Here is an 18,391-nt window from a genome sequence, read left to right as displayed (position 1 = left end):
ACCCGTCTGACGCCCGCGTCGTGAAACACGCGGAACAGGAGCGCGTCCCATCGGCTGCGCTTCGCCCCGGCGAGCCCGTCTCGGTGAAGCGCTTCCACCCCGCCCTCCGAGAGGGGAGGAGCCAACGAGTCATGTTAGCCTCCGAACCTTGGAGGTAGCACCAGTGAGGAGAGCGTGGGTCTACAGACTGCCCCAGCCCGATGAAAAGGTGGGCCAGTACCGGGTGGTGGGCCCGCTGGGCCAGGGCGGCCAGGGCCACGTCTTCCTGGCCGGGTGGGAGGGCCGCTCCTATGTCCTCAAGTTGTTCCGCTCGCTGCCGGTGAGCCACTCGGGGGAGCTGGAGCTGGATATTCTGCGCCACCTGGAGCACCCCAACGTGGTGCGGGTGCTGGGCCATGGGCGCTGGCCGTACCCGGAGGAGGGCTACTTCTACCTCGTCATGGAGTACGTGGAGGGCCGGACGCTGCTGCGCCATGCGCTGGAGCACAACCCCTCGGCGCGCACGGGCGCCACGCTGATGCTGGAGGCGGCGCGGGCGCTCGCGGTGGTGCACCGCCGGGGCGTGCTGCACCGGGATGTGAAACCAGACAACCTGTTGGTGAGGGCGGCGGACGGCAGGCCGGTGTGGGTGGACTTCGGGGTGGGCCACCTGGAGGGCCGCGCCACGCTGCCGCGCATGCGGCGGCTGCCGCCGGGGACACCCGAGTACACCAGCCCGGAGACGTACCGTTTCCTCCGGGAGCACCCGGAGGAGGAGGCGCGCTACCAGCCGGGCGTGGCCGACGAGGTGTGGGCCTTCGGCGTCACGCTGTACGAGCTGCTGACGGACAGGCTGCCTTTCGGCTCGCGCATGGGCAACCCGCGCATGGTGGAGGACATCCGCACCCGCACGCCGCTGGCGCCGCACGAGCGCAACCCGCGGGTGCCGGTGGCACTCAATCAGGTGTGCATGCGCATGCTGGAGAAGGAGCCCGGGGAGAGACTGGCGGACATGGACGCGGTGGCCGCGGCGCTGGAGGCGGCGCTGGCGGGGGCGGGGGCGGACTGGGACATGCCGCTGATGGACCCCTTCGCCCCGGAGGTGCGCACCACGGAGGAGCTCCCCGGCCAGGTGGTGGACCGGAGCACGTGGGAGCGCGTCCAGCAGCAGCTGAAGGCGGTGATGCCCCGGCGCGGGCGGGTGCGCAAGAAAGCGCGGAGTGAGCCGCCCCCCCCGCCCCAGGCACCTGCCGCCGCCGCCGTGGCCGCGCTGGAAGAAGAGGGGCCGGCCGGAAGCTTCGAGGCGATGGTGGAATCGCTGGAAGCGCGGCTGTATGAGCCGCCCCTGCCCGTGTCGGCGCACGAGGCCGCCGCCGCACCCGGGCCCGCCCCCGAAGCCAGACACGACGCCGCACCCGGGCACGGCGTGGTGGCGGAGATGCCCCCCGCGCGGAGGCCGGGCCGAGGGCGGCCAGTTCGCGCCGCGGCAGCGGCCGTGGCCCTGCTGCTGGTGCTGGCGGGCACATGGGCGCTGCACTCCCGCCTGGAGTCCAGGGACGCGCGCTCGCCGGCACTGGCCGCTCCGGTGGTGCCAGCACCTGCCAGGTGGTGGACGAGCCATCCCACGCTGCACGCCGCGCTCGTCCGCGAAGTGGCGGAGCCGGGCGAGCCGTCCGAAGCTGAAAGGAGCGCGGCTGCATTCCCGGACCCTTTCCCCGCGCTCACTTCCATGCTCCGCGAGAACGACACCCGCCCGAAGCCCGACGAGAAGCCCGCCGCCCGGTCGCGGCGCAAGGCGTTGCACTGTGTGCCGGGCCGCCAGGAGATGTGCGTGGTGGGCTTCTGCACCGTGCTGCTCACCGGCTGCACCGGTACGCCCCAGGTGGTGCGCCCCCCGCCCCGGCCCGCCGACTGCCCTCCCGGTGCCGTGGAGACGATGAAGGAGTTGGGCGTCGATATTGGGGACGTGGGGATCGCGTCCTTTGGCGATCCCGATAAAGAAGAGGGCCGCCTGCTCAAGACCGTGCGCGAGTCCACGCCGATGGAGGTTGAGAGCATGAAGCGGCTGAGCAATTTAACGCTCACCGGGCGGCTCTACCTCGGGCCGGAGCGCGTGTACGGCCGCTTCACGCAAGCCAGCTGGCGTGACGGGAGGACGCGCCCGGTGTGCCTGGAGTTGGTCACCCGCGACGGCGAGACGCTCGGTGTTCCCCGGGACGACGTTGGCGGCCCCGCCGACGCCGCCGTGGTCATCACTACACAAGGTCTCCGGGCGGTGGAGCGCTTCGAGTAGGACGCAGGGGGCACGGAAACAGGGAGGTGTGGTAGAGGCCAACGCCTCCCGTCACCCCGCCTCGCCTTCCCCTGGAGGTTGACTCCCCGTGCTCCTTGCGTCCCCCGTGGGCCTGCTCGCGCTGGCCCTCCTCGCCATCTCCTCCCAGGCCGCCGAGCCGTCCTCACCGGACGTGTGTGAAACGGCGAGTCCCCAGCTGGTGCTGACGGCCAGGCCTCCCGCGGAGCCGCCCGTGGTGTGCATCAGCCCGGACCTGCCCCTCACGCTGCGCTTCGACACGGCGCTCCGGCCAGAGTCCGTGCGGCTGGAGGAGCGGGAGCGCTTCGCGGATGTGTCGGTGGGCCAGCGCGGCTTCACACTGACTCCCCCGGAGAACCTGGCGGCCGGGGAGCGCCTCCAGGTGGAGGCGTGCTTCGCGGATGACGCGGCCCCCGCCTGCGCCACCTTCGTCCTGCTGGCCCACCCTGCCCTGGGCATGCAGCAGGTGAAGGTGTTTCGCGAGCCCCGCCCAATGGCGTCCTTCCAAGAGGGGGAGAAGGTGGCCCGGGCCGAGACCCGGCAGTGCCAGGAGGAGGTGCACCAGCTGCGCGCCGAGCGCGGCGCCCCCGAGGGACTCCGGGGCGTGCTGGCGTCGGGGTTGCTGGAAAAGGGGCGCATTGCCTTCAAGGACCTGTCGGACATCGTTACCAAGCCGAAGGGCAACGCACTGGTCCCGCGTGACGTCTACAGCTACCGCGCCGAGGGCCGGGTGGCGGTGGAGGTGTGGCTGAAGAATCCCGGCACGCTGCCGTGGATGGCGGCGGGCGCGGTGCTGCGTGGGCCCAAGGGCGAGGTGTTGAAGGTGCTGCCTCTCTGGCAGCCGGAGCCCATTCCTCCACGTGAAGCCGTTGCCGACGAGCAGAAGCCCAGGCGCCGCGTGGTGGTGGAGGTGCCCGCGTCGGAGACGGAGGCGCGGGGCACGTACACCCTCACGCTCTGGGACGCCGAGCAGAAGCGCACCGTCACCCTGGGGAACGTCACCTTCCCGTAGCGCTCGTGCCCATTTCCAACCCGACACATCCTCAACTGCTCTTCCTACCCAGTGGCTTGACGGTCGCGCCCGCGTTTCCGTGTACTCGCGGAAACCCCAGGCCCCAGCCCGCCCGGCTGGAGGGAGCGGTGCGGCATGTCCCCTCGTGTGAAGAGTCGCCAACCCATGGGCCCGCCGCCGCGCCGCTGGTGGGTGTTGCTCGTGCCGTTGCTCTTCTCGGCATGTGCCACGGGCCATCCTCCGGGGAGCATGTTCTCGGGCCGGGGACCCTCGCTGTCGCTCACCCCGCCACCGGCTCCCCAGGAGGAAAGCCCTTCGGCCTCGGACGCCGAGCTCACGGGCGCGGTGGTGTACGAGGTGGCGGTGGTGGAGCCGGGCGGTGGCACCACCCGGCCGGTGCCGGTGAGCCGGGCGGACTTCCAGCGCGCCCTGCGGCACATCGCCCACCAGGTGCAGCACGAGGGCAAGAGCCCGCGCGAGGCAGCACGCGAGTGGCTGAAGGGACAGGTGGAGCAGCACCCGGAATGGGAGCAGATGAGCGGGACGTGGGTGGCCGAGGTAGACAAGGGCCGCGTCCTCACGCTGGTGCCCGAGGACGAGGACAGTCGGCTCAAGCCCGTGGCGGACGAGGCCCTGCGCGAGGGGTACCTGCTGTGGTGCACCCGGGGACACGGCGGGGGCGACTGCCTGCGCCTGCTGGACGACGGGCCCTACCTCAAGGCGGACGACCGGCGCACGCTGGCACTCGCCCTGGCTTTTGGCTCGGTGCTGGAGGAGACGAAGGCAGCGCTGGGGCGGGAGTTGGACCCGCAGGTGCTGGTGGCCTCGTGCATGTGGACGCTCGGGGCATACCTGGCTCTCTGGTTGGTGCCCGAGCCAACCACCAAGTTACTGGCCGCTGGCCTGTCCGTCGTGCTGGTGGCCTGGCTGGGCGTGGACACGCTGTGGGGGCTGATGGACGGCTGGGCGGCCATGGCCACCCGAGCGCACGAGGCCACCAGCCTCGCGGAGTTGCGCGAGGCGGGCGAGGGCTTCGCCCGGCTGCTGGGCACGGACGCGGCGCGGGCGATGCTTCTAGCGGTGGGCGCACTCACCGGACGCACGGTGGGCGAGGTAGCGGCGCGGGTACGGGCGCTACCGGGCTACGGGCTGGCGAGCGCGCAATGGCGGGCGCAGGGTGGCGCCGCGGTACTGGGGCGGGTGGAAACCCTGGCGGCCCAGGAGGGAGCGCTGGCGCGGGCGGTGGCGGCGGTGGAGACGGTGGCGGCCACGCCGCACGGCCCCCTGGCGGTGGTGATGCTCAAGAAGGGGCGGGGTGGTGGGGCCGCTTCCGGAAACGGCTTCTCGGGTACCGTGGCCATCCGCCACCGGGGCGGCAACCTGCAGGTGATTCTCCCCAATGGGCAGAGGTGGCACTTGCGTCGTGGCATGTCCCTCCACGACATCCCCGTCACGGACGAGGTGGGCGACAGACTCCAGAAGGCAGTCACCGAGGCCGCCCAGCAGTGGGGCTCCCACAGGCTCTCCCCGAATGAACGTCAAGCCATCAATGATGCCCTCAAGAAGGGCGAATACTGGCTGGCGCACCTATTGGAGCGCGAGGCCCGGGGCCGCTTCGTGCAAAATACGGTGAAAGACCAGCTTGGACATCTCTACGACTTCAGCCTGAGCAAGGGTGTCGACGTCATTGACCCAGCGAACGGTCGCCGGTACGAGATTCTTTCCGGAACTGCGTCGAACCTCGCGCACCATGGCCGGCGCATGGCGGGCGAGTTCTTCCGGATGCTCACCTTCTGAAAGGGCGGCGGATGATTGCCAAGAAGGTTTTCTAYGAGAACACGCAGTTGGAACACGAGCGGCTGGGACTGACGGACAAAGGCACCCTCTACTTCCTGGGCCGCAATCTGACGCTGAAGAACTGCACCCTGGTGCTGAAGGTGGCCGCCAGCAACCTGTTCATTCGCGACGTACGGTTCACCGACTGCACCTTCGAGGTGAAGCAGGAACTGAAAAACCACCAGCAGTGGATAAGAGCCTCACTCAAGGGCTGCCGGTTCAAGGGGCGGCTGTCGGGGTGTGACTTCGGGCATTGGCCCGAGTACGGCAAGGAGCCGGAGTACCAGTTGGGCTCCATCGAGGACTGCGACTTCTCCGAGGCCATTCTGGATGGCTGTCGCATCATGGGGAGTGATCCCCGCACCCTCCGATTTCCCAGGTGGCCCTGCTTCACCATCCTGGACCCGATTGGACACAGCCAGCAGTTGAATAGCATCGAATGGCCGGGCCGGTTCGGCCTTGTCGTCATAGAAAATCTACACACGCGGCCTCCGTCCACCAGAGCCATCACCTATCACGCCCCCTCCATTGCCAAACGTTTCGAGACCACCCCCGAAGCGCTCAGGTCCGTCGTCGAGAAGTTCGACTGCATTCTGTATTGAGGCAGACGAGATTCTCTCCGGAACGGCGTCGAACCTCGCGCACCATGGCCGACGCATGGCGAACGAGTTCTTCCGGATGCTCACCTTCTGAACAGGACCGGCATGAAGCCATCCCCGAACGTCATCATCGAGAATCAGGCGCTCGAAAACCAGCGGTTGGAGCTAACGGACAAGAATTCAATCTATTTTCTTGGGCCCAATCTGACGCTCCGCAATTGCACCGTCGTCCTGAAGGTCTCCGCCAGGAATCTGCTCATCACCGGAGTTCGTTTCATCGACTGCACCTTCGACGTGAAGCAGGAATTGAAGAACCATCAACAGTGGATAGGTGCCTCTCTGAAGGGCTGCCGGTTCAAGGGGCGCTTGTCGGGGTGCGACTTCGGGCACTGGCCCGAGTACGGAACGGAGCCGGAGTACCAGCTGGGCTCCATCGAGGACTGCGACTTCTCCGAAGCCCGCCTGGACGGCTGCCGCTTCATGGGGTGTGACCCCCGGACCCTTCGGTTTCCCAAGTGGCCCTGTTTCACCTTCCTGGACCCCATCGGCAGGGCTTCGGAGCTACGTCGCGGCAAGTGGCCCGATCTGTTTGGCCGTGTCGTCGTGGACGATCTCCACAACCAGCCGCCGTCCACGGTGGCTCTGACGAAGTACGCTCCCGCCGTCGCGAAGAAGCTCGAAACCACCCCGGAAGAACTCAGGGCAGTCATCGAGCAGTTCGACTGTTTCGTCTACTGACGCGCGCCGCCGCCCTACTTCTTGCGGGGCATCATGGCCACGCCGCCGGGCATGTCCGCGTGCGGCACCGCGACGCACACGTCGTCCCGGCCCCGCGCCTTCGCCGCGTACATGGCGAAGTCCGCCGCCCTCACCAGGTCCACCGACGACAGCGCGTGCTCCGGGTACGTCGCCACCCCGAGGCTCGCCGTCAGCTGCAGATCCAACCCCGCCGCCTCCTGGAAGCGCCGGTTGCGGAAGGTGTCCCGGATGCGCGTGGCGCTCGTCAGCGCCCCGTCCGTGCCCGTCTCCACCAGCAGCAGGGCGAACTCGTCCCCGCCGTAGCGGAACACGTAGTCCAACTGCCGGCAGCAGGAGACGAGCAGCTCGCCCACCTCCTTGAGCACCGCGCTGCCCACCAGGTGCCCGTGCGCGTCGTTGATGGACTTGAAGCGGTCCAGGTCCAGGAAGATGAGCGACACCGGGTGGTGGAAGCGCTGCGAGCGCCGTACCTCGTGCTCCAGCTGCGCCCGCAGGTGCCGGGCGTTGTACACGCCCGTGTGCTCGTCGGTGATCGTCAGCTCCTGCACCCGCCGGAAGTTGCGCGCGTTCTCGATGGCGATGGCCGCGAAGTCCGAGATGGCCGTCAGCGCCATCAGGTCATCCTGCGTGAAGGGCCGGTCCGTCGCCCCGTTCACCAGCTCGATGACCCCCAGCACCCTCCCGCGGGCAATCAGCGGCACCGCCACGATGGAGCGGGTCCGGAAGGCCGAGGCCTCATCGAAGCGGGCGGCGAACAGCGGATCTCTCGTCACGTCCTCCACCAGCCGGGCCGTCCCCGAGGAGAAGACCGCCCCGGCGATGCCCTCGCCCGGGGACAGTTGCAGCCCCTTGAGTACCTCCGAGCCCTCGCCCACGGCGATCTCGAAGTAGAGCTTGCCCGTGCGCTCATCCTGGAGCAGCAGCGACCAGTTGCGGGGCCGCAACAGGCTGCGCACCTTCTCCATCATCAGGTTCAGCACCTCGCGCAACTCGAGCGTCGAGGTCAGAGCCTTCGCGATGTCGTTGTAGGCGGCCAACTGCTCCACCGTGCGCGACATGGCCGCGAGCAGGTCCGCGGGATTCATCCAGGGTCCACTCCAGGGCGCAGTTCTGCTAGAGGCGAGCCGTAACATGCACACCTCAGTGGGTCAAACCCGGCTCGTTCTCGCGTCCGCTTCGCCGCGGCGGCGCGAGCTCCTCGGCCAGCTCGGACTGGCTTTCGACGTGTCCGCGGCGGACATCGACGAAACCCCCCACCAGGGCGAGGCCGCCACAGCCTACGTGCTGAGGCTGGCCCGGGAAAAGGCCAGAACGGTGGCCACCCGCACTCCCGGGGCCTGGGTATTGGCCGCCGACACCACCGTCGTCCTCGGCGACGAGCTGCTCGGCAAGCCCCATGACGCGGCCGAGGTCCGCGACATGATGCGCCGTCTGTCAGGTAGGACACACGAGGTCCAGACCGGCGTGGCGCTCGCCGGCCCCGGGGGCGAGCACCCCGGCGAACACTCCATGGTGGTCCGCACCCGCGTCACCTTCCGCCCCCTGAGTGAGGGGGAGATCGCCTGGTACGCCAGCACCGGCGAGTCCCTGGACAAGGCCGGTGGCTACGCCATCCAGGGCAAGGGCGGCTTCCTCGTGGCGGGCATCGAGGGCAGCCCCACCAACGTCATCGGCCTGCCCCTCGGCGAGACGCTGGAGCTGCTCGCCCGGGCTGGCGTCCCCCTTCCCTGGAGCAAGCCATGAGCAGCGTCGCCGAGCGGTTGGAGGGGATTCGAGCCCGGGTGGCCGCGGCGTGTGCCCGGGCGGGCCGGGAGCCCGGCTCCGTCACCCTGGTGGCCGTGTCCAAGCTGAAGCCGGCGGCCCTCATCCGCGAGGCCTACGCGGCGGGCCAGCGCGACTTCGGGGAGAACTACGCCCAGGAGCTGCGGGACAAGGCCGCGGAGCTGGCGGACCTGGAGGGCCTGCGCTGGCACGCCATCGGGCCGCTGCAGACGAACAAGGTGAAGTACGTGGCGAAGGCCGCCCTCTCCTTCCACGCGTTGGACAGGCTGGAGGTGGCCCAGGAGCTGTCGCGCCGCCGGCAGGACTCGCCCATTCCCTGCTACGTGGAGGTGAACGTGGGCGGCGAGGCCAGCAAGAGCGGGCTGGCTCCCGAAACGCTCGGGCCCTTCCTGGAGTCCGTGCGCGCGCTGCCGGGGCTGCGCGTGGAGGGCCTCATGTCCCTGCCCCCGCCCACCGAGGACGAGCAGGTGGCCCGGGGCTACTTCCGCACCCTCCGGGAGCTGGCCCGCCAGCACGGGCTGACGGGCCTGTCCATGGGCACCACCCACGACTTCGAGCTGGCCATCGAGGAAGGGGCCACCCTGGTGCGCGTGGGCACCGCCATCTTCGGCGAGCGCGCCTGAGCGCGGGGGCCCCGCCCGGGGCTCACGGCCCGCTCACAGTTCCTTGAACTTGAAGCGGCCGTTGTCCTGGGCCTTCACCGAGAACTCGCAGCCGCAATAGTTGCAGAGCAACTCCTGGCCGTCCGCGAGCGCCTCCTCGAGCGGGTTGTTGGCGTTGCACTCAGGGCAGTCGAAGTCCTTACGGCCGTTTTTCGAGCCCGAGTCCTTCTCGTCCTCGTCCTCGTAGTAGTCCAGCGGCATCGCGTCCCTCCTGGGCCGGGCACCGGCTCCACGCCGGCCGGGCTCCGCTCAGGCTAGCAGCCTCGCCGGGGGAAGGGCTCCCCCCTCTCACCCGGGCCCGGCTCGTGCCCGGCCGCATGCTGTCCTACCGGCAACTCCCCGCCCCTGAACCAGCGCACACCCGGGTGGAATTCTGCGGTTGAATGGGCCACCCCGCGATTCGTCCGTGAGGTGGCAGTCAGAGAAGTGCGGCTGGAGGTGCGATTGGCACCTCGGCCAGCGGCTGCCTACCTTGCCAGGAGCCATTGATGCGCATGCAGTCCAAGGGAATGTTCACCGGGATGCTGTTGAGCCTCCTGCTGTCGGGGGCTGCCCTCGCCCAGGGTGGGTTGCGGTCCGCATTCGGTCCCGGTGAGCAGGCGCGCTACCGCATCCAGTACCTCGGGATGACGGCGGGCTCGGCGCAGGTGACGGTGGGCGCCCCCATGAAGCAGTGGGGCAAGGACGTCTGGCCCATCGTGTCGTTGGCGAGGTCGGAAGCCATCGCGGGCGTGTGGCCCGTGAAGGACAAATACGTCTCCTATTGGGACTTCGGCGCGCAGCGGGTGCTGGGCTCGGACATGCACGAGGACCAGAACAACAAGCGCCGCCGCGTGCGCGTGAAGCTGGCCGAGGACGGCAAGTCCGCCCAGGTGGTGAAGCAGAGGGAGGGCGAGACGCCTCGCGAGTCCATCCACGAGCTGGCCGAGGGCACGCTCGACGTGGCCGGGGCCACCTTCGCGCTGCGCAACCGTGTGCTGGAGGTGGGCCAGGAGTACGCGTACCCCGTCTTCACCGGCTCGAGGACCTTCCAGATGAAGGCGAAGGTGGAGGCCCGCGAGACGCTGGACACGGTGCTGGGCAAGCAGGACGTGTTCCGCATGCGCGTGTACACGGAGTTCTCCGGCAAGCTGGCCTCCAAGCGCGACATGGTGGCCTGGTTCACCGCGGACGCGCGCCGCCTGCCGGTGCGCATCGAGGCGGAGCTCGCCCTGGGCTCGCTCGTGGCGGAGCTGACGGAGTACCAGCAGGGGAAGATCATGGCGTCCGTCATGACGACGGCGCGAAGCGGAACCTAGAGCGGCCGGGGGCCGCGGAGGGGGGCGACATGGGGGCGGGTTGGGCGATGGGGTGGCTGCTCGCGGAGATGCTGACCGCGGCGCCCGAACCTCGAGTGGTGTCCGCGCTGGAGAAGGTACGGCCCGGCGTCGAGCTGAAGGGAGCGAAGGAAGCCCGGTTGAGCCTCGCGCGGGGTGAGTGCGAGGCCGCCCAGGTGGTGCTCCCCCCCGGCGGCGCGCGGCTGAAGGTGAAGCCGCTGGCCCTGCGCGGGCCCGAGGGCAAGACGCTGGAGGCCTCGGTGTGGCGCGAGGCGTACCTGGACGTGAAGACGCCCTCCAACTCCCAGGGCGCCACGGGGCTGTGGCCGGACGCGTTGGTGCCGGTGGAGTCCCCGCCGGGGCCGGAGGGAGCGCCCAACGTCCTCTACGTGGAGCTGTGCGCCCCGGAGTCCCAGGCGCCGGGCACGTACCAGGGCGCGCTGCACGTGGAGGCCGGGGGCAAGGCGCTGGCGCCCGTCCCCTTCACCGCGGAGGTGCAGCCCTTCGTCCTGCCCGCCACGTCCTCGCTGCCCAACAGCTTCGGCATCTCGCTCTACAGCATCTCCAAGGCACACGGGCTGAAGCCCGAGTCTCCCGAGGCCCAGGCACTGCTGCGCGACTACGTGAGCGCCCTGCTGGCCCACCGGGTCAGCGCCCATGGCATGAGCATGGAAGCGCCGCCGGTGCGCTTCGAGGGCGGCAAGGCGGTGGTGGACTTCAGCGCGTACGACAAGGAGATGGGGCCCTTCCTCGAGGGCTCCGCGCTGGACTCGGGGGCCCGCTTCACCACCGCCGACGTGCGCGACAGCAGGGCGGCCCGCACCGACGCCGAGAAGTCCGCGTACTACCGCGCCTTCGCCGAGCACTTCCGCCAGAAGGGCTGGAAGGCCCGCCTCTTCTTCTACGCCAAGGACGAGCCCAAGCCCGAGGACGTGGCCCTCGTCCGCACCCAGGCCCTGCGCGTGCGCGCGGCCAAACAGGACGTGCCGGTGCTCGTCACCGCCCCGTTGGATGACGCGCTGCGTGGCTCGGCGGACATCCTCGCGCCCACGCTCAACTGCTTCTTCCCCCGCCCCGGGCCCCAGACGTGCCGCAACGTCGTCCCGCTTCAGACGCTGCGCGGCAAGCTCGACCCCCACGTGAAGGTGTGGTGGTACCAGAGCTGCAACTCGCACGGCTGCAACGGCGGGCCCACCCCGGACGCCGCCGCCGAGAAGGTCTACAGCGGCTGGGCCTCGTACATGGTGGACCACCCCACCCCGCTCAACCGCGCCATGGGCCCGCTGGCCTTCCTCTCCGGCGTGGACGGCGAGCTCTATTTCGACACTGTCTTCGCCTACAACACCAAGGACCCGTGGAAGGACGTCTTCGAGTTCGGCGGCAACGGCGACGGCACCCTCTTCTACCCGGGCACTCCGGCCCGGCCGGGCTTCTCCCGCCACCAGCCCGTGGTCTCCCTGCGCCTCAAGAGCATCCGCGAGGGGCTCGAGGACTACGAGTACCTGAAGCTGCTGGAGTCGCTCGGGGAGCGGACATTCGCCCGAGAGGCCGCGCGGCGGCTCACCCGCTCGGGCTATGAAGTGGAGACGGATGCCCGGCAGTGGGAGCAGGTACGCCGGGAGATGACCCTCCGTTTGAGGAAACGCTGGGAAGCGTCCGAATACGCGAAGCGTTCGGGCGTCCGTCCCAAGTGAATTGGAGACGTCTCACCTGGAATCAAGGATGACCGCCATGCGCACCGCCCTCGCAGCCCTCCTGTTCAGCTTCTCCTCCGCTGCCTGGGCGCAGCTGCCCGACGCGGACGGTCCCGAGGACACCAAGGCGCCCGCCGCTCCGGCCCAGCAGGCTCCGGCTGAAAAGCCCTCCGTGCCCGCCTGCGCCCAGCGCCTGCCCGCCCTGCGCACCCCGTTGTCCTTCGCTCCGGGCGAGGAGCTCGAGTTCGACCTCGACGCCATGGGCGCCACCGCCGGCAAGATGACCATGTCGGTACAGAAGAAGAAGGACGGCTCGCTGCCGGTGCAGATCAAGGTCCAGACCAACTCCTTCTTCTCCAAGGTGCGCCGGGTGAATGCCACCGCGATGAGCTACATGCACCCGAAGACGCTCCGGCCCTCGCGCTACACCGAGGAGGCCACTGAGAACGAGCAGCACCGCACCGTAGACGTGGCCTTCAACGCCAAGGAGCGCAACGTCCGCATCGACTACGTCGTCCGGGGCAAGCCGGGCAGCAGCAACCAACCCTACGAGCACGAGGGCATGGATGTGGCCGGGGCCATCTACATGCTGCGCCAGCTGCCCCTGAAGGAGGGCCTGCCCGTGTGCTTCGACGTCTACGGCGTGCGCCGCATGTGGCGCATGACGGGCTCCGTGGTGAAGCGGGAGCACGTGTCCCTGCCGCTCGGCGAGTTCGACGCCTGGCACCTGGAGGGCGTCGCCGTGCGCCTGGACAACCCCAAGATGAAGCGCGAGGTCCACGTCTGGATTACGGACGACGACCGCCGGCTGCCGCTCGCGGCCGTGGGCACCATCGACCTCGGTGCCGTGCGCGCCACCCTGACCTCGTACTCCCGCCCCGGCGAGAAGGCGAAGCAGGCCCAGGGCAAGGAACAGCTCAAGTGGTAGTCGTCTGACGCATCAACCCCGCCGCCTGCGACAGCCGGCGGCGCACCCGCGTCACCACGTCCATCAACAGCTCCAACCGTTGAAGCACCAACTGTTCGTCTCCCGCCTGCAGCATTCCCAGGGGGGAGAGCGCGTCCGGATGGAGGGCGTCGAGCACGTCGGTGAAGTGCGCCTCGACATCTCCGAGCGCGTCGAGCCCCTCGCGCAGGTCGTCCTCCAGGAAGTCCAGGAGCACGGTGGAATCGGCACGCTCGGGCAGCACGTGGCCGAGGTGCTCCATCGACTGGCGGAGCGGATCGGCCCCCGAGCGGCGCAGCGTCGCGGGAACGGCAACGAGGGCGGCAGCGGGTGTTGTCATGTGCGACAAGCTACAGGCCGGTAGCAGGGGGTCAATTTTTCGCTCCCCCCTCCGGAGGTGCCGCGGCGTGCGCCGACAGCGGCATTTCGCCATACCAGGGCGCGCGCTTTGCCACTCCTGGAGGCTTTGACGCACCACCCCATACAGGGAAGCGGACGAGGCACGGGCATTGCTCAGGGAGACGGAGCCACTGGCACCGTGAAGCACCTTCCCCAAGGACGCCCCCGATGATGCCCCTGCCCGCCAAACCGGCCACGAGCCTCCCATGGCCCCCCTGAAGGAGTTCGACGCGGCCGGCACCGCCTCCGCCGCGAACGGGAACGAAGCCCCCCAGTTGGACGAGGTGATGGAGTTCCTGCGCCTGTTGTGGGCAGTGGACCAGGGACTGCGCTCCACCTCCAAGCACATGGAGACCACGCTGGGGCTGACGGGCCCGCAGCGGCTGGTGGTGCGGCTCGTGGGCCAGTACCCCGGCATCACCGCGGGAGGGCTCGCGGAGATCCTCCATGTCCATCCCAGCACGCTCACCGGCGTCATGAAGCGCCTGCAGAAGCGGGGGCTCGTCGAGCGCAGGGCGGACCCACTCGACGCGCGCAGGGCCCCCCTCTTCCTCACCCAGGCGGGCCAGGGGCTGAGTGTCCCGGCCGAGGGCACGGTGGAGACCGCCGTGCAGCGCGCGCTCTCGCGGGTGCCGAAAGCGCGGCTGGCGTGTGCGCAGGAGGTGCTCACCGCCCTGGCCGAGGAGCTGGGCGTTGGCAACGCCCCGCTCTCCTTCGACGGTCACGGCGAGGGCGCGGCTCCTGGCGAGGACACGGCCGGCGTCGTCGCGGCGGGACTCGCGCCCGCGTTGGGGTTGGCGGGCACCAGGCCCGGCAGAGAGCCCGCGCCCTGAGTCGTCGTCGGCGCGGTGGCGCCGGGCAGCGTGCCGGAGATGGGCTGCGAGTTGAGCGGCGGTGGTGCGGCGATGAGCGGCACCGCGGGCTGCGCGTTGAGCGGCTGCGGCCCGGCGACCAGCGGCACCGGCTGCTGCGCGTTGAGCGGCTGGGGCGTGGCCACGAGCGGCACGGCGGGCGTCTGCACCTGGCCCGGGCTCGGCGTGCGAATCACCCCGGCCGACACCCGGGTCCCCCCGAAGGCGAACTCCGGCCCGGCCACCCCAGGCACCAGCGGCACCACGGAGAAGGAGCCCTGGGTGGCCAGGAAGCTGGGCTGCTGCGTCGCCGTCGTCAGCGGCACGAAGCCGTTCAGCGTGGGCTGGGGCTGCTGATCACCGCTCAGGCGCGCGGGGTTGTTCTGGAAGGACTCCGGGACGATGGGTGTCCGCTGCCCGGGGAACTGCGCGTCGAGCTGGCCGGGCGCCCCGGGCTGGTTCTCGTTGAGCGCCACACGCCCCGGGATCTCCGGAGTCACGAAGGCATCCGGAACGATGGGCGTGGTCGAGAACCCGGGAGACGTCACCCCCGGCTGGGTGGGATCCTGCGTGGCGGGTGACACCCGGCCCTCGTCCAGGAAGGGATCCAGGACCACCCCCTGCTGCGCCGCGGGCCCTGGCAGCGTGGTGTCGGCCACCGGCGCCAGATTCTGGGTCCTCGCCGGATCCGACAGGCCATCCACCGCCCCGGGCTGGGTCCCCGCCACACCGGAGCCCCCCACCCCCTGCTGCGACAGGGAGCTGTTGGGAACGGCCCCCAGGGAGGTGCCACCCGGCACCGGCGAGCTCGGTGGCGCTACTCCGGCGAGATTGCCCGCCGTGGGCACCACCGCGACCGCGGGCACGTCCCGGCCATTCACGGTGATGGCCACGTTGTCGAAGTCGAACTGGATGAATCCGCGCGGCTCGGCCTCGCGAGGCAGGTTCCACGCCAGCACGGTCAGCTCGGTGTCTCCCGGACGCGCCACGGGCAGGGTGCGGAACGTGTCATCGTCCGCGTGCGACCCCTGGTCCAGCGCGGCGGCATGGATGAGGGCCGCGTCGGTGAGCAGCTCCCCATTGCGCCAGACGCGCCCGATACCCCAGACCGCCGCCGCCGCGTGCACCCGCGATGTGTTGTAGAAGCCGAGCACCGCCCCGCCGTGCATGTCCTGATTGAGCACCACCCCGCCCGCGATGGGCTGGGCCGGGGCTCCCGGCAAGGGCCCCATCCCGGGCTTCGTGGCCAGGGCCTGGGCCGGTGGGAAGCCCACCTGGTCCAGCTCCACCCGGTACGAGTCACCCCCGATGTCGAAGGTGGCCACCAGGCTGCCGGCATCCCCATAGGTGGCCCGGTAGTCCTCGATGCGGTCCTGGACGGACAGCTCGGCCCAGCCGGTGCCCCGCTCGAAGAGGTCCGTGAAGGGGATGGTACCCTGTGTGAAGAAACCGACGTTGCCCGTCGTCCGCGCGGACACTTCGGGCCCATCGAAACTGAAGCCCCCCGGGCTGGCTGCTGCGAGCAGCCCGGTGAGCACGAAGCTGGAGAGGAATCCCGCCATCGACGCTGCCTCCTCCAGGGAGGGTAGGCAGCGGAGGCGGTGGTTGGCGGCCCCAAGCGGCCAGGCGGACGAGCGCCCGCCTCGGCCGTTAGATGAGGCCCCGAGCGCGGCGGATCTGCTCCACCGTCTTGTTGTACTCGATGTCGAAAGCGCTGGTGCCCTCCTGCAGGTGCTTCAGGCGGGAACGCGCCTCCTTGTCGATCTCGTCATCCACGTCCAGGTGCTTCTTCATCACCACGTGGATCTTCTGCCGAAGCACGTTGTCGGCGGCATACACCTCCTCGACATTGCGGCTGATGAGGAGGAACTCGATCATCTGGTTGATGACGTATTCGATGCCCTCGTCACCCATCTTGAAACCGCGGACGTCGGCCATCTCACGCTTGACCTGGTTGAACTTGGAGTAGTCGTAGCCCCGGCGCTCCAGGGCCTCGCGCGTGGCTTGATTCACGCGCTCCTCGTTCGCCAGGTACTCCCGCATGATGGCGGACAGGTCCATCTCGGCATCAGCCACGCGCATCGGCTCTACCTCGATATCCCCGTCCTGCATCAGCCTCTGGACGACCTCCCGGGAGATGATCGGAATCACCTTCGGATAGAGCCTCATATCGGTCCCTCGCCCCTTGAAGACGTCTCGACTGGACGTGTCCGCTATAAATCAGCGCCAAGCCCAGCCGCAATGAAAAACCCCAGGAACATCGCGGATTCAGCGCTCTTGCCGCATCCGCTTTCGACCGGAAATTAATCACGGCGAGCCGGGTGGCGACCCTTCTTCTGACTTTTCGTCCACCAGGGCACCCGCATCCGCCAGGGAGGCTTCCCGGATGGGATCCTCCGAATCCTCCTCGGGGTGGCCGTGGAGGGCGGCGTGAACCCGCTCGGCCAGGGTGGGCCCGAGCGCCTCGGCCAGCTCCTCGATGGTGGCCTCGCGCACCCGCTTGAGGGAGCCGAACTGGCGCAGCAGCAGTTTCTTGCGTGTCTCCCCCACCCCCGGGATGTCCTCCAGGACGGAGTGGAAGTTGCCCTTCCGCATGGACTTCTGTTGGAAGGTAATCGCGAAGCGGTGGGCCTCGTCGCGCAGGCGGGCGAGCAGGTACAGCTCCGCCGAATTCTGCCGCAGGACGATGGGGTCCTTGCGGTGGGGGATGAAGACGCGCTCGGGGCTGCGGGCGCTCTCCTCGTCGCGGTCGTGCACCTCGAGATCCCTGCTCTTGGCGAGGGAGATGATGTCCACGCCCTCCACCCCCAGGTCCTTGGCGGCGGCGAGCGCACTGGCGAGCTGTCCCTTGCCACCGTCGATGACCAACAGATCGGGCAGGTCCCCCTCCTCCTGGCCGCGCTTGAGCCGGCGGGAGATGACCTCGTGCATGCTGGCGAAGTCGTCCTGCGTCTCCAGGGTCTTGATGCGGTAGCGGCGATAACGCGACTTGTCGATCTCCCCATCGGTGGCGGCCACCTGGGAGGCGACGATGCTGGAGCCCTGGAAGTGCGAGATGTCGAAGCACTCGACGCGGCGCGGCAGGTTGCGCAGGTGGAGCCGATCCTGGAGGCGGCGGAGCACCACCTCGGTCTCGTCCTTGGTGCGGCGGCGCTCGATGACGGCCTGCTCGGCGTTCTTCTGCGCCATGTCCACCAGATCACGCTTCTCGCCGCGCTTGGGCACCATGACGCGCACCCTCTCGCCCTTGCGCTCGGTGAGGAGCGCCTCGAGTCCCTCGCGCTCCTCGGCGTCCAGCGGGAGGAGCACCTCCTCGGGGACGAAGTTGCCCTGGTCGTAATAGAGGTTGACGAAGGAGGGCAGCAGCTCCTCGTCGGGGAACTCCTGGCTGCCGAGCGGGAAGGCCTGGCCGCCATTGAGCCGGCCCTGGCGCACATAGAGGACGTAGACGAGCAGCCGGTCCCCCTCGCGGTGGAAGGCGAAGACGTCCTGGTCCTTGAAGTCGGTGGTGGCCACCTTCTGGCGCTCGAGACTGCGCTCGATGGCGAGCAGTTGGTCGCGGATGCGCGCGGCCTCCTCGAACTTGAGCTCGCCGGCGGCCTGCTTCATGCGCGAGCGCAGCCCCTCCACCAGTTCTCCCGCCTTGCCCTCGAGGAAGAGGACCACCTCGTCCACGCTCTTGCGGTACTCGTGCTCGGGGACGGGGTAGACGCAGGGCGCGGGGCAGCGGCCGATCTGATGCAGCAGACAGGGCCGCTTGCGGTTGGCGAGCACGTGGTCCGTGCAGGTGCGCAGGTGGAAGTAGCGGTTGATGATGCGCAGCGTCTCGCGGATGGCGCTGGCGCTGGAGTACGGGCCGAAGTAGCGCGCGCCGTCCTTCTCGTACCGGCGCACCACCTCCAGGCGGGGATAGGACTGGGTCCGGTCGAGCCGCAGGGAGATGTACTGCTTGTCGTCCTTGAGGAGGACGTTGAAGCGCGGCTTGTGCTTCTTGATGAGCTCGTTCTCGAGGAGGAGGGCTTCCTTCTCGTTGTGGACGAGCACCGTCTCGATATCGCCGAGGAACTGGTCGAGCAGCGAGACGAAGGCGCGCGTGTCCCCGGTGCGGGTGAAGTAGGAGCGCACGCGGTTGCGCAGGTTGACCGCCTTGCCCACGTAGATGATTTCTCCGCGGCGGTCCTTCATCAGGTACACGCCGGGCTCGGTGGGCAGCGACTCCAGCTTGGCTTCGAGCTTCGCGTCCAT

The 18,391-nt window shown here is 69.3% G+C and carries 17 protein-coding genes; 11 read left to right on the top strand and 6 right to left on the bottom strand.

The annotated features are described in order from the left end of the window. Positions 1–163 precede the first annotated feature (163 nt). The 5 genes from BO221_RS17470 to BO221_RS17450 all read left to right on the top strand — a co-directional run bounded on the left by BO221_RS17470 (position 164) and on the right by BO221_RS17450 (position 6,475). Positions 164–2,272, top strand: a complete 2,109-nt coding sequence (locus BO221_RS17470; RefSeq protein ID WP_158079865.1) for a serine/threonine-protein kinase — start codon at positions 164–166, stop codon at positions 2,270–2,272. A gap of 88 nt (positions 2,273–2,360) precedes the next feature. Next, positions 2,361–3,302: a DUF2381 family protein gene (locus BO221_RS17465; RefSeq protein ID WP_073561592.1), complete on the top strand. Its 942-nt coding sequence runs from the start codon at positions 2,361–2,363 to the stop codon at positions 3,300–3,302. Between the two features lie 165 nt (positions 3,303–3,467). Next, positions 3,468–5,099 (top strand): hypothetical protein, encoded by a 1,632-nt coding sequence (locus BO221_RS56215; protein ID WP_233166080.1) that lies wholly within the window; start codon positions 3,468–3,470, stop codon positions 5,097–5,099. An 11-nt stretch (positions 5,100–5,110) separates the two neighbouring features. Continuing rightward, on the top strand, positions 5,111–5,740 hold the full coding sequence (locus BO221_RS17455) for a hypothetical protein (protein ID WP_073561590.1): 630 nt from the start codon (positions 5,111–5,113) through the stop codon (positions 5,738–5,740). Positions 5,741–5,842: 102 nt separating this feature from the next. Beyond that, a complete protein-coding gene (locus BO221_RS17450; protein WP_073561589.1) occupies positions 5,843–6,475 on the top strand; it encodes a pentapeptide repeat-containing protein in 633 nt (210 codons plus the stop codon). Positions 6,476–6,489: 14 nt separating this feature from the next. On the opposite strand, the gene BO221_RS17445 is transcribed toward BO221_RS17450, so the two are convergent. After that, complete coding sequence (locus BO221_RS17445) at positions 6,490–7,581, bottom strand: diguanylate cyclase (RefSeq protein WP_073561588.1); 1,092 nt, start codon at positions 7,579–7,581, stop codon at positions 6,490–6,492. A gap of 46 nt (positions 7,582–7,627) precedes the next feature. Between BO221_RS17445 and BO221_RS17440 the strand changes: the two genes are divergently transcribed. Beyond that, a complete protein-coding gene (locus BO221_RS17440; RefSeq protein WP_073561587.1) occupies positions 7,628–8,239 on the top strand; it encodes a nucleoside triphosphate pyrophosphatase in 612 nt (203 codons plus the stop codon). Further along, on the top strand, positions 8,236–8,901 hold the full coding sequence (locus tag BO221_RS17435) for a YggS family pyridoxal phosphate-dependent enzyme (protein ID WP_073561586.1): 666 nt from the start codon (positions 8,236–8,238) through the stop codon (positions 8,899–8,901). The genes BO221_RS17440 and BO221_RS17435 overlap by 4 nt, the downstream gene beginning before the upstream one ends. 33 nt (positions 8,902–8,934) lie before the next feature. On the opposite strand, the gene BO221_RS17430 is transcribed toward BO221_RS17435, so the two are convergent. Then, positions 8,935–9,141 carry a hypothetical protein gene (locus BO221_RS17430; RefSeq protein ID WP_073561585.1) on the bottom strand — a complete coding sequence of 69 codons (207 nt, stop codon included), beginning with the start codon at positions 9,139–9,141 and terminating at the stop codon, positions 8,935–8,937. Positions 9,142–9,428: 287 nt separating this feature from the next. On the opposite strand from BO221_RS17430, the gene BO221_RS17425 reads away from it, so the two are divergent. From BO221_RS17425 to BO221_RS17415, 3 genes are read left to right on the top strand one after another with little or no spacing between them, the layout of a single operon-like run. Continuing rightward, on the top strand, positions 9,429–10,238 hold the full coding sequence (locus BO221_RS17425) for a DUF3108 domain-containing protein (RefSeq protein ID WP_073561584.1): 810 nt from the start codon (positions 9,429–9,431) through the stop codon (positions 10,236–10,238). Positions 10,239–10,267: 29 nt separating this feature from the next. Then, positions 10,268–11,950, top strand: a complete 1,683-nt coding sequence (locus BO221_RS17420) for a DUF4091 domain-containing protein (protein WP_073561583.1) — start codon at positions 10,268–10,270, stop codon at positions 11,948–11,950. Between the two features lie 28 nt (positions 11,951–11,978). Next, positions 11,979–12,878: a DUF3108 domain-containing protein gene (locus BO221_RS17415; protein WP_073561582.1), complete on the top strand. Its 900-nt coding sequence runs from the start codon at positions 11,979–11,981 to the stop codon at positions 12,876–12,878. Here BO221_RS17415 and BO221_RS17410 read toward each other — a convergent pair. After that, positions 12,868–13,236 (bottom strand): hypothetical protein, encoded by a 369-nt coding sequence (locus BO221_RS17410; RefSeq protein WP_198956134.1) that lies wholly within the window; start codon positions 13,234–13,236, stop codon positions 12,868–12,870. The two genes, BO221_RS17415 and BO221_RS17410, sit on opposite strands and share 11 nt — an antisense overlap. Positions 13,237–13,501: 265 nt before the next feature. Here BO221_RS17410 and BO221_RS17405 point away from each other — a divergent pair, with 265 nt between their 5' ends. Further along, a complete protein-coding gene (locus BO221_RS17405; RefSeq protein WP_083681119.1) occupies positions 13,502–14,128 on the top strand; it encodes a MarR family winged helix-turn-helix transcriptional regulator in 627 nt (208 codons plus the stop codon). Here BO221_RS17405 and BO221_RS17400 read toward each other — a convergent pair. The 3 genes from BO221_RS17400 to uvrC all read right to left on the bottom strand — a co-directional run bounded on the left by BO221_RS17400 (position 14,017) and on the right by uvrC (position 18,391). Continuing rightward, complete coding sequence (locus tag BO221_RS17400) at positions 14,017–15,708, bottom strand: hypothetical protein (protein ID WP_073561581.1); 1,692 nt, start codon at positions 15,706–15,708, stop codon at positions 14,017–14,019. The two genes, BO221_RS17405 and BO221_RS17400, sit on opposite strands and share 112 nt — an antisense overlap. A gap of 88 nt (positions 15,709–15,796) precedes the next feature. Further along, positions 15,797–16,315, bottom strand: a complete 519-nt coding sequence (locus BO221_RS17395) for a DUF507 family protein (RefSeq protein WP_043403067.1) — start codon at positions 16,313–16,315, stop codon at positions 15,797–15,799. A 138-nt stretch (positions 16,316–16,453) separates the two neighbouring features. Further along, on the bottom strand, positions 16,454–18,391 hold the full coding sequence (uvrC, locus tag BO221_RS17390; RefSeq protein WP_073561580.1) for an excinuclease ABC subunit UvrC: 1,938 nt from the start codon (positions 18,389–18,391) through the stop codon (positions 16,454–16,456).

Source organism: Archangium sp. Cb G35, assembly GCF_001896145.1.
GTDB classification, from domain to species: Bacteria; Myxococcota; Myxococcia; order Myxococcales; family Myxococcaceae; genus Archangium; species Archangium violaceum.
The sequence above is the reverse complement of the archived record's forward strand: the minus strand, read 5'-3'. Positions and strand labels throughout refer to the sequence as shown.

Excerpts from the sequence above, each read along its gene's own strand:
- uvrC (WP_073561580.1), bottom strand. The coding sequence starts at position 18,391 with ATGGACGCGAAGCTCGAAGCCAAGCTGGAGTCGCTGCCCACCGAGCCC.
- BO221_RS17420 (WP_073561583.1), top strand. The coding sequence starts at position 10,268 with ATGGGGGCGGGTTGGGCGATGGGGTGGCTGCTCGCGGAGATGCTGACC.
- BO221_RS17430 (WP_073561585.1), bottom strand. The coding sequence starts at position 9,141 with ATGCCGCTGGACTACTACGAGGACGAGGACGAGAAGGACTCGGGCTCG.
- BO221_RS17415 (WP_073561582.1), top strand. The coding sequence starts at position 11,979 with ATGACCGCCATGCGCACCGCCCTCGCAGCCCTCCTGTTCAGCTTCTCC.
- BO221_RS17425 (WP_073561584.1), top strand. The coding sequence starts at position 9,429 with ATGCGCATGCAGTCCAAGGGAATGTTCACCGGGATGCTGTTGAGCCTC.
- BO221_RS17410 (WP_198956134.1), bottom strand. The coding sequence starts at position 13,236 with ATGACAACACCCGCTGCCGCCCTCGTTGCCGTTCCCGCGACGCTGCGC.
- BO221_RS17405 (WP_083681119.1), top strand. The coding sequence starts at position 13,502 with ATGGCCCCCCTGAAGGAGTTCGACGCGGCCGGCACCGCCTCCGCCGCG.
- BO221_RS17395 (WP_043403067.1), bottom strand. The coding sequence starts at position 16,315 with ATGAGGCTCTATCCGAAGGTGATTCCGATCATCTCCCGGGAGGTCGTC.
- BO221_RS17445 (WP_073561588.1), bottom strand. The coding sequence starts at position 7,581 with ATGAATCCCGCGGACCTGCTCGCGGCCATGTCGCGCACGGTGGAGCAG.
- BO221_RS17435 (WP_073561586.1), top strand. The coding sequence starts at position 8,236 with ATGAGCAGCGTCGCCGAGCGGTTGGAGGGGATTCGAGCCCGGGTGGCC.
- BO221_RS17450 (WP_073561589.1), top strand. The coding sequence starts at position 5,843 with ATGAAGCCATCCCCGAACGTCATCATCGAGAATCAGGCGCTCGAAAAC.
- BO221_RS56215 (WP_233166080.1), top strand. The coding sequence starts at position 3,468 with ATGGGCCCGCCGCCGCGCCGCTGGTGGGTGTTGCTCGTGCCGTTGCTC.
- BO221_RS17400 (WP_073561581.1), bottom strand. The coding sequence starts at position 15,708 with ATGGCGGGATTCCTCTCCAGCTTCGTGCTCACCGGGCTGCTCGCAGCA.
- BO221_RS17440 (WP_073561587.1), top strand. The coding sequence starts at position 7,628 with ATGCACACCTCAGTGGGTCAAACCCGGCTCGTTCTCGCGTCCGCTTCG.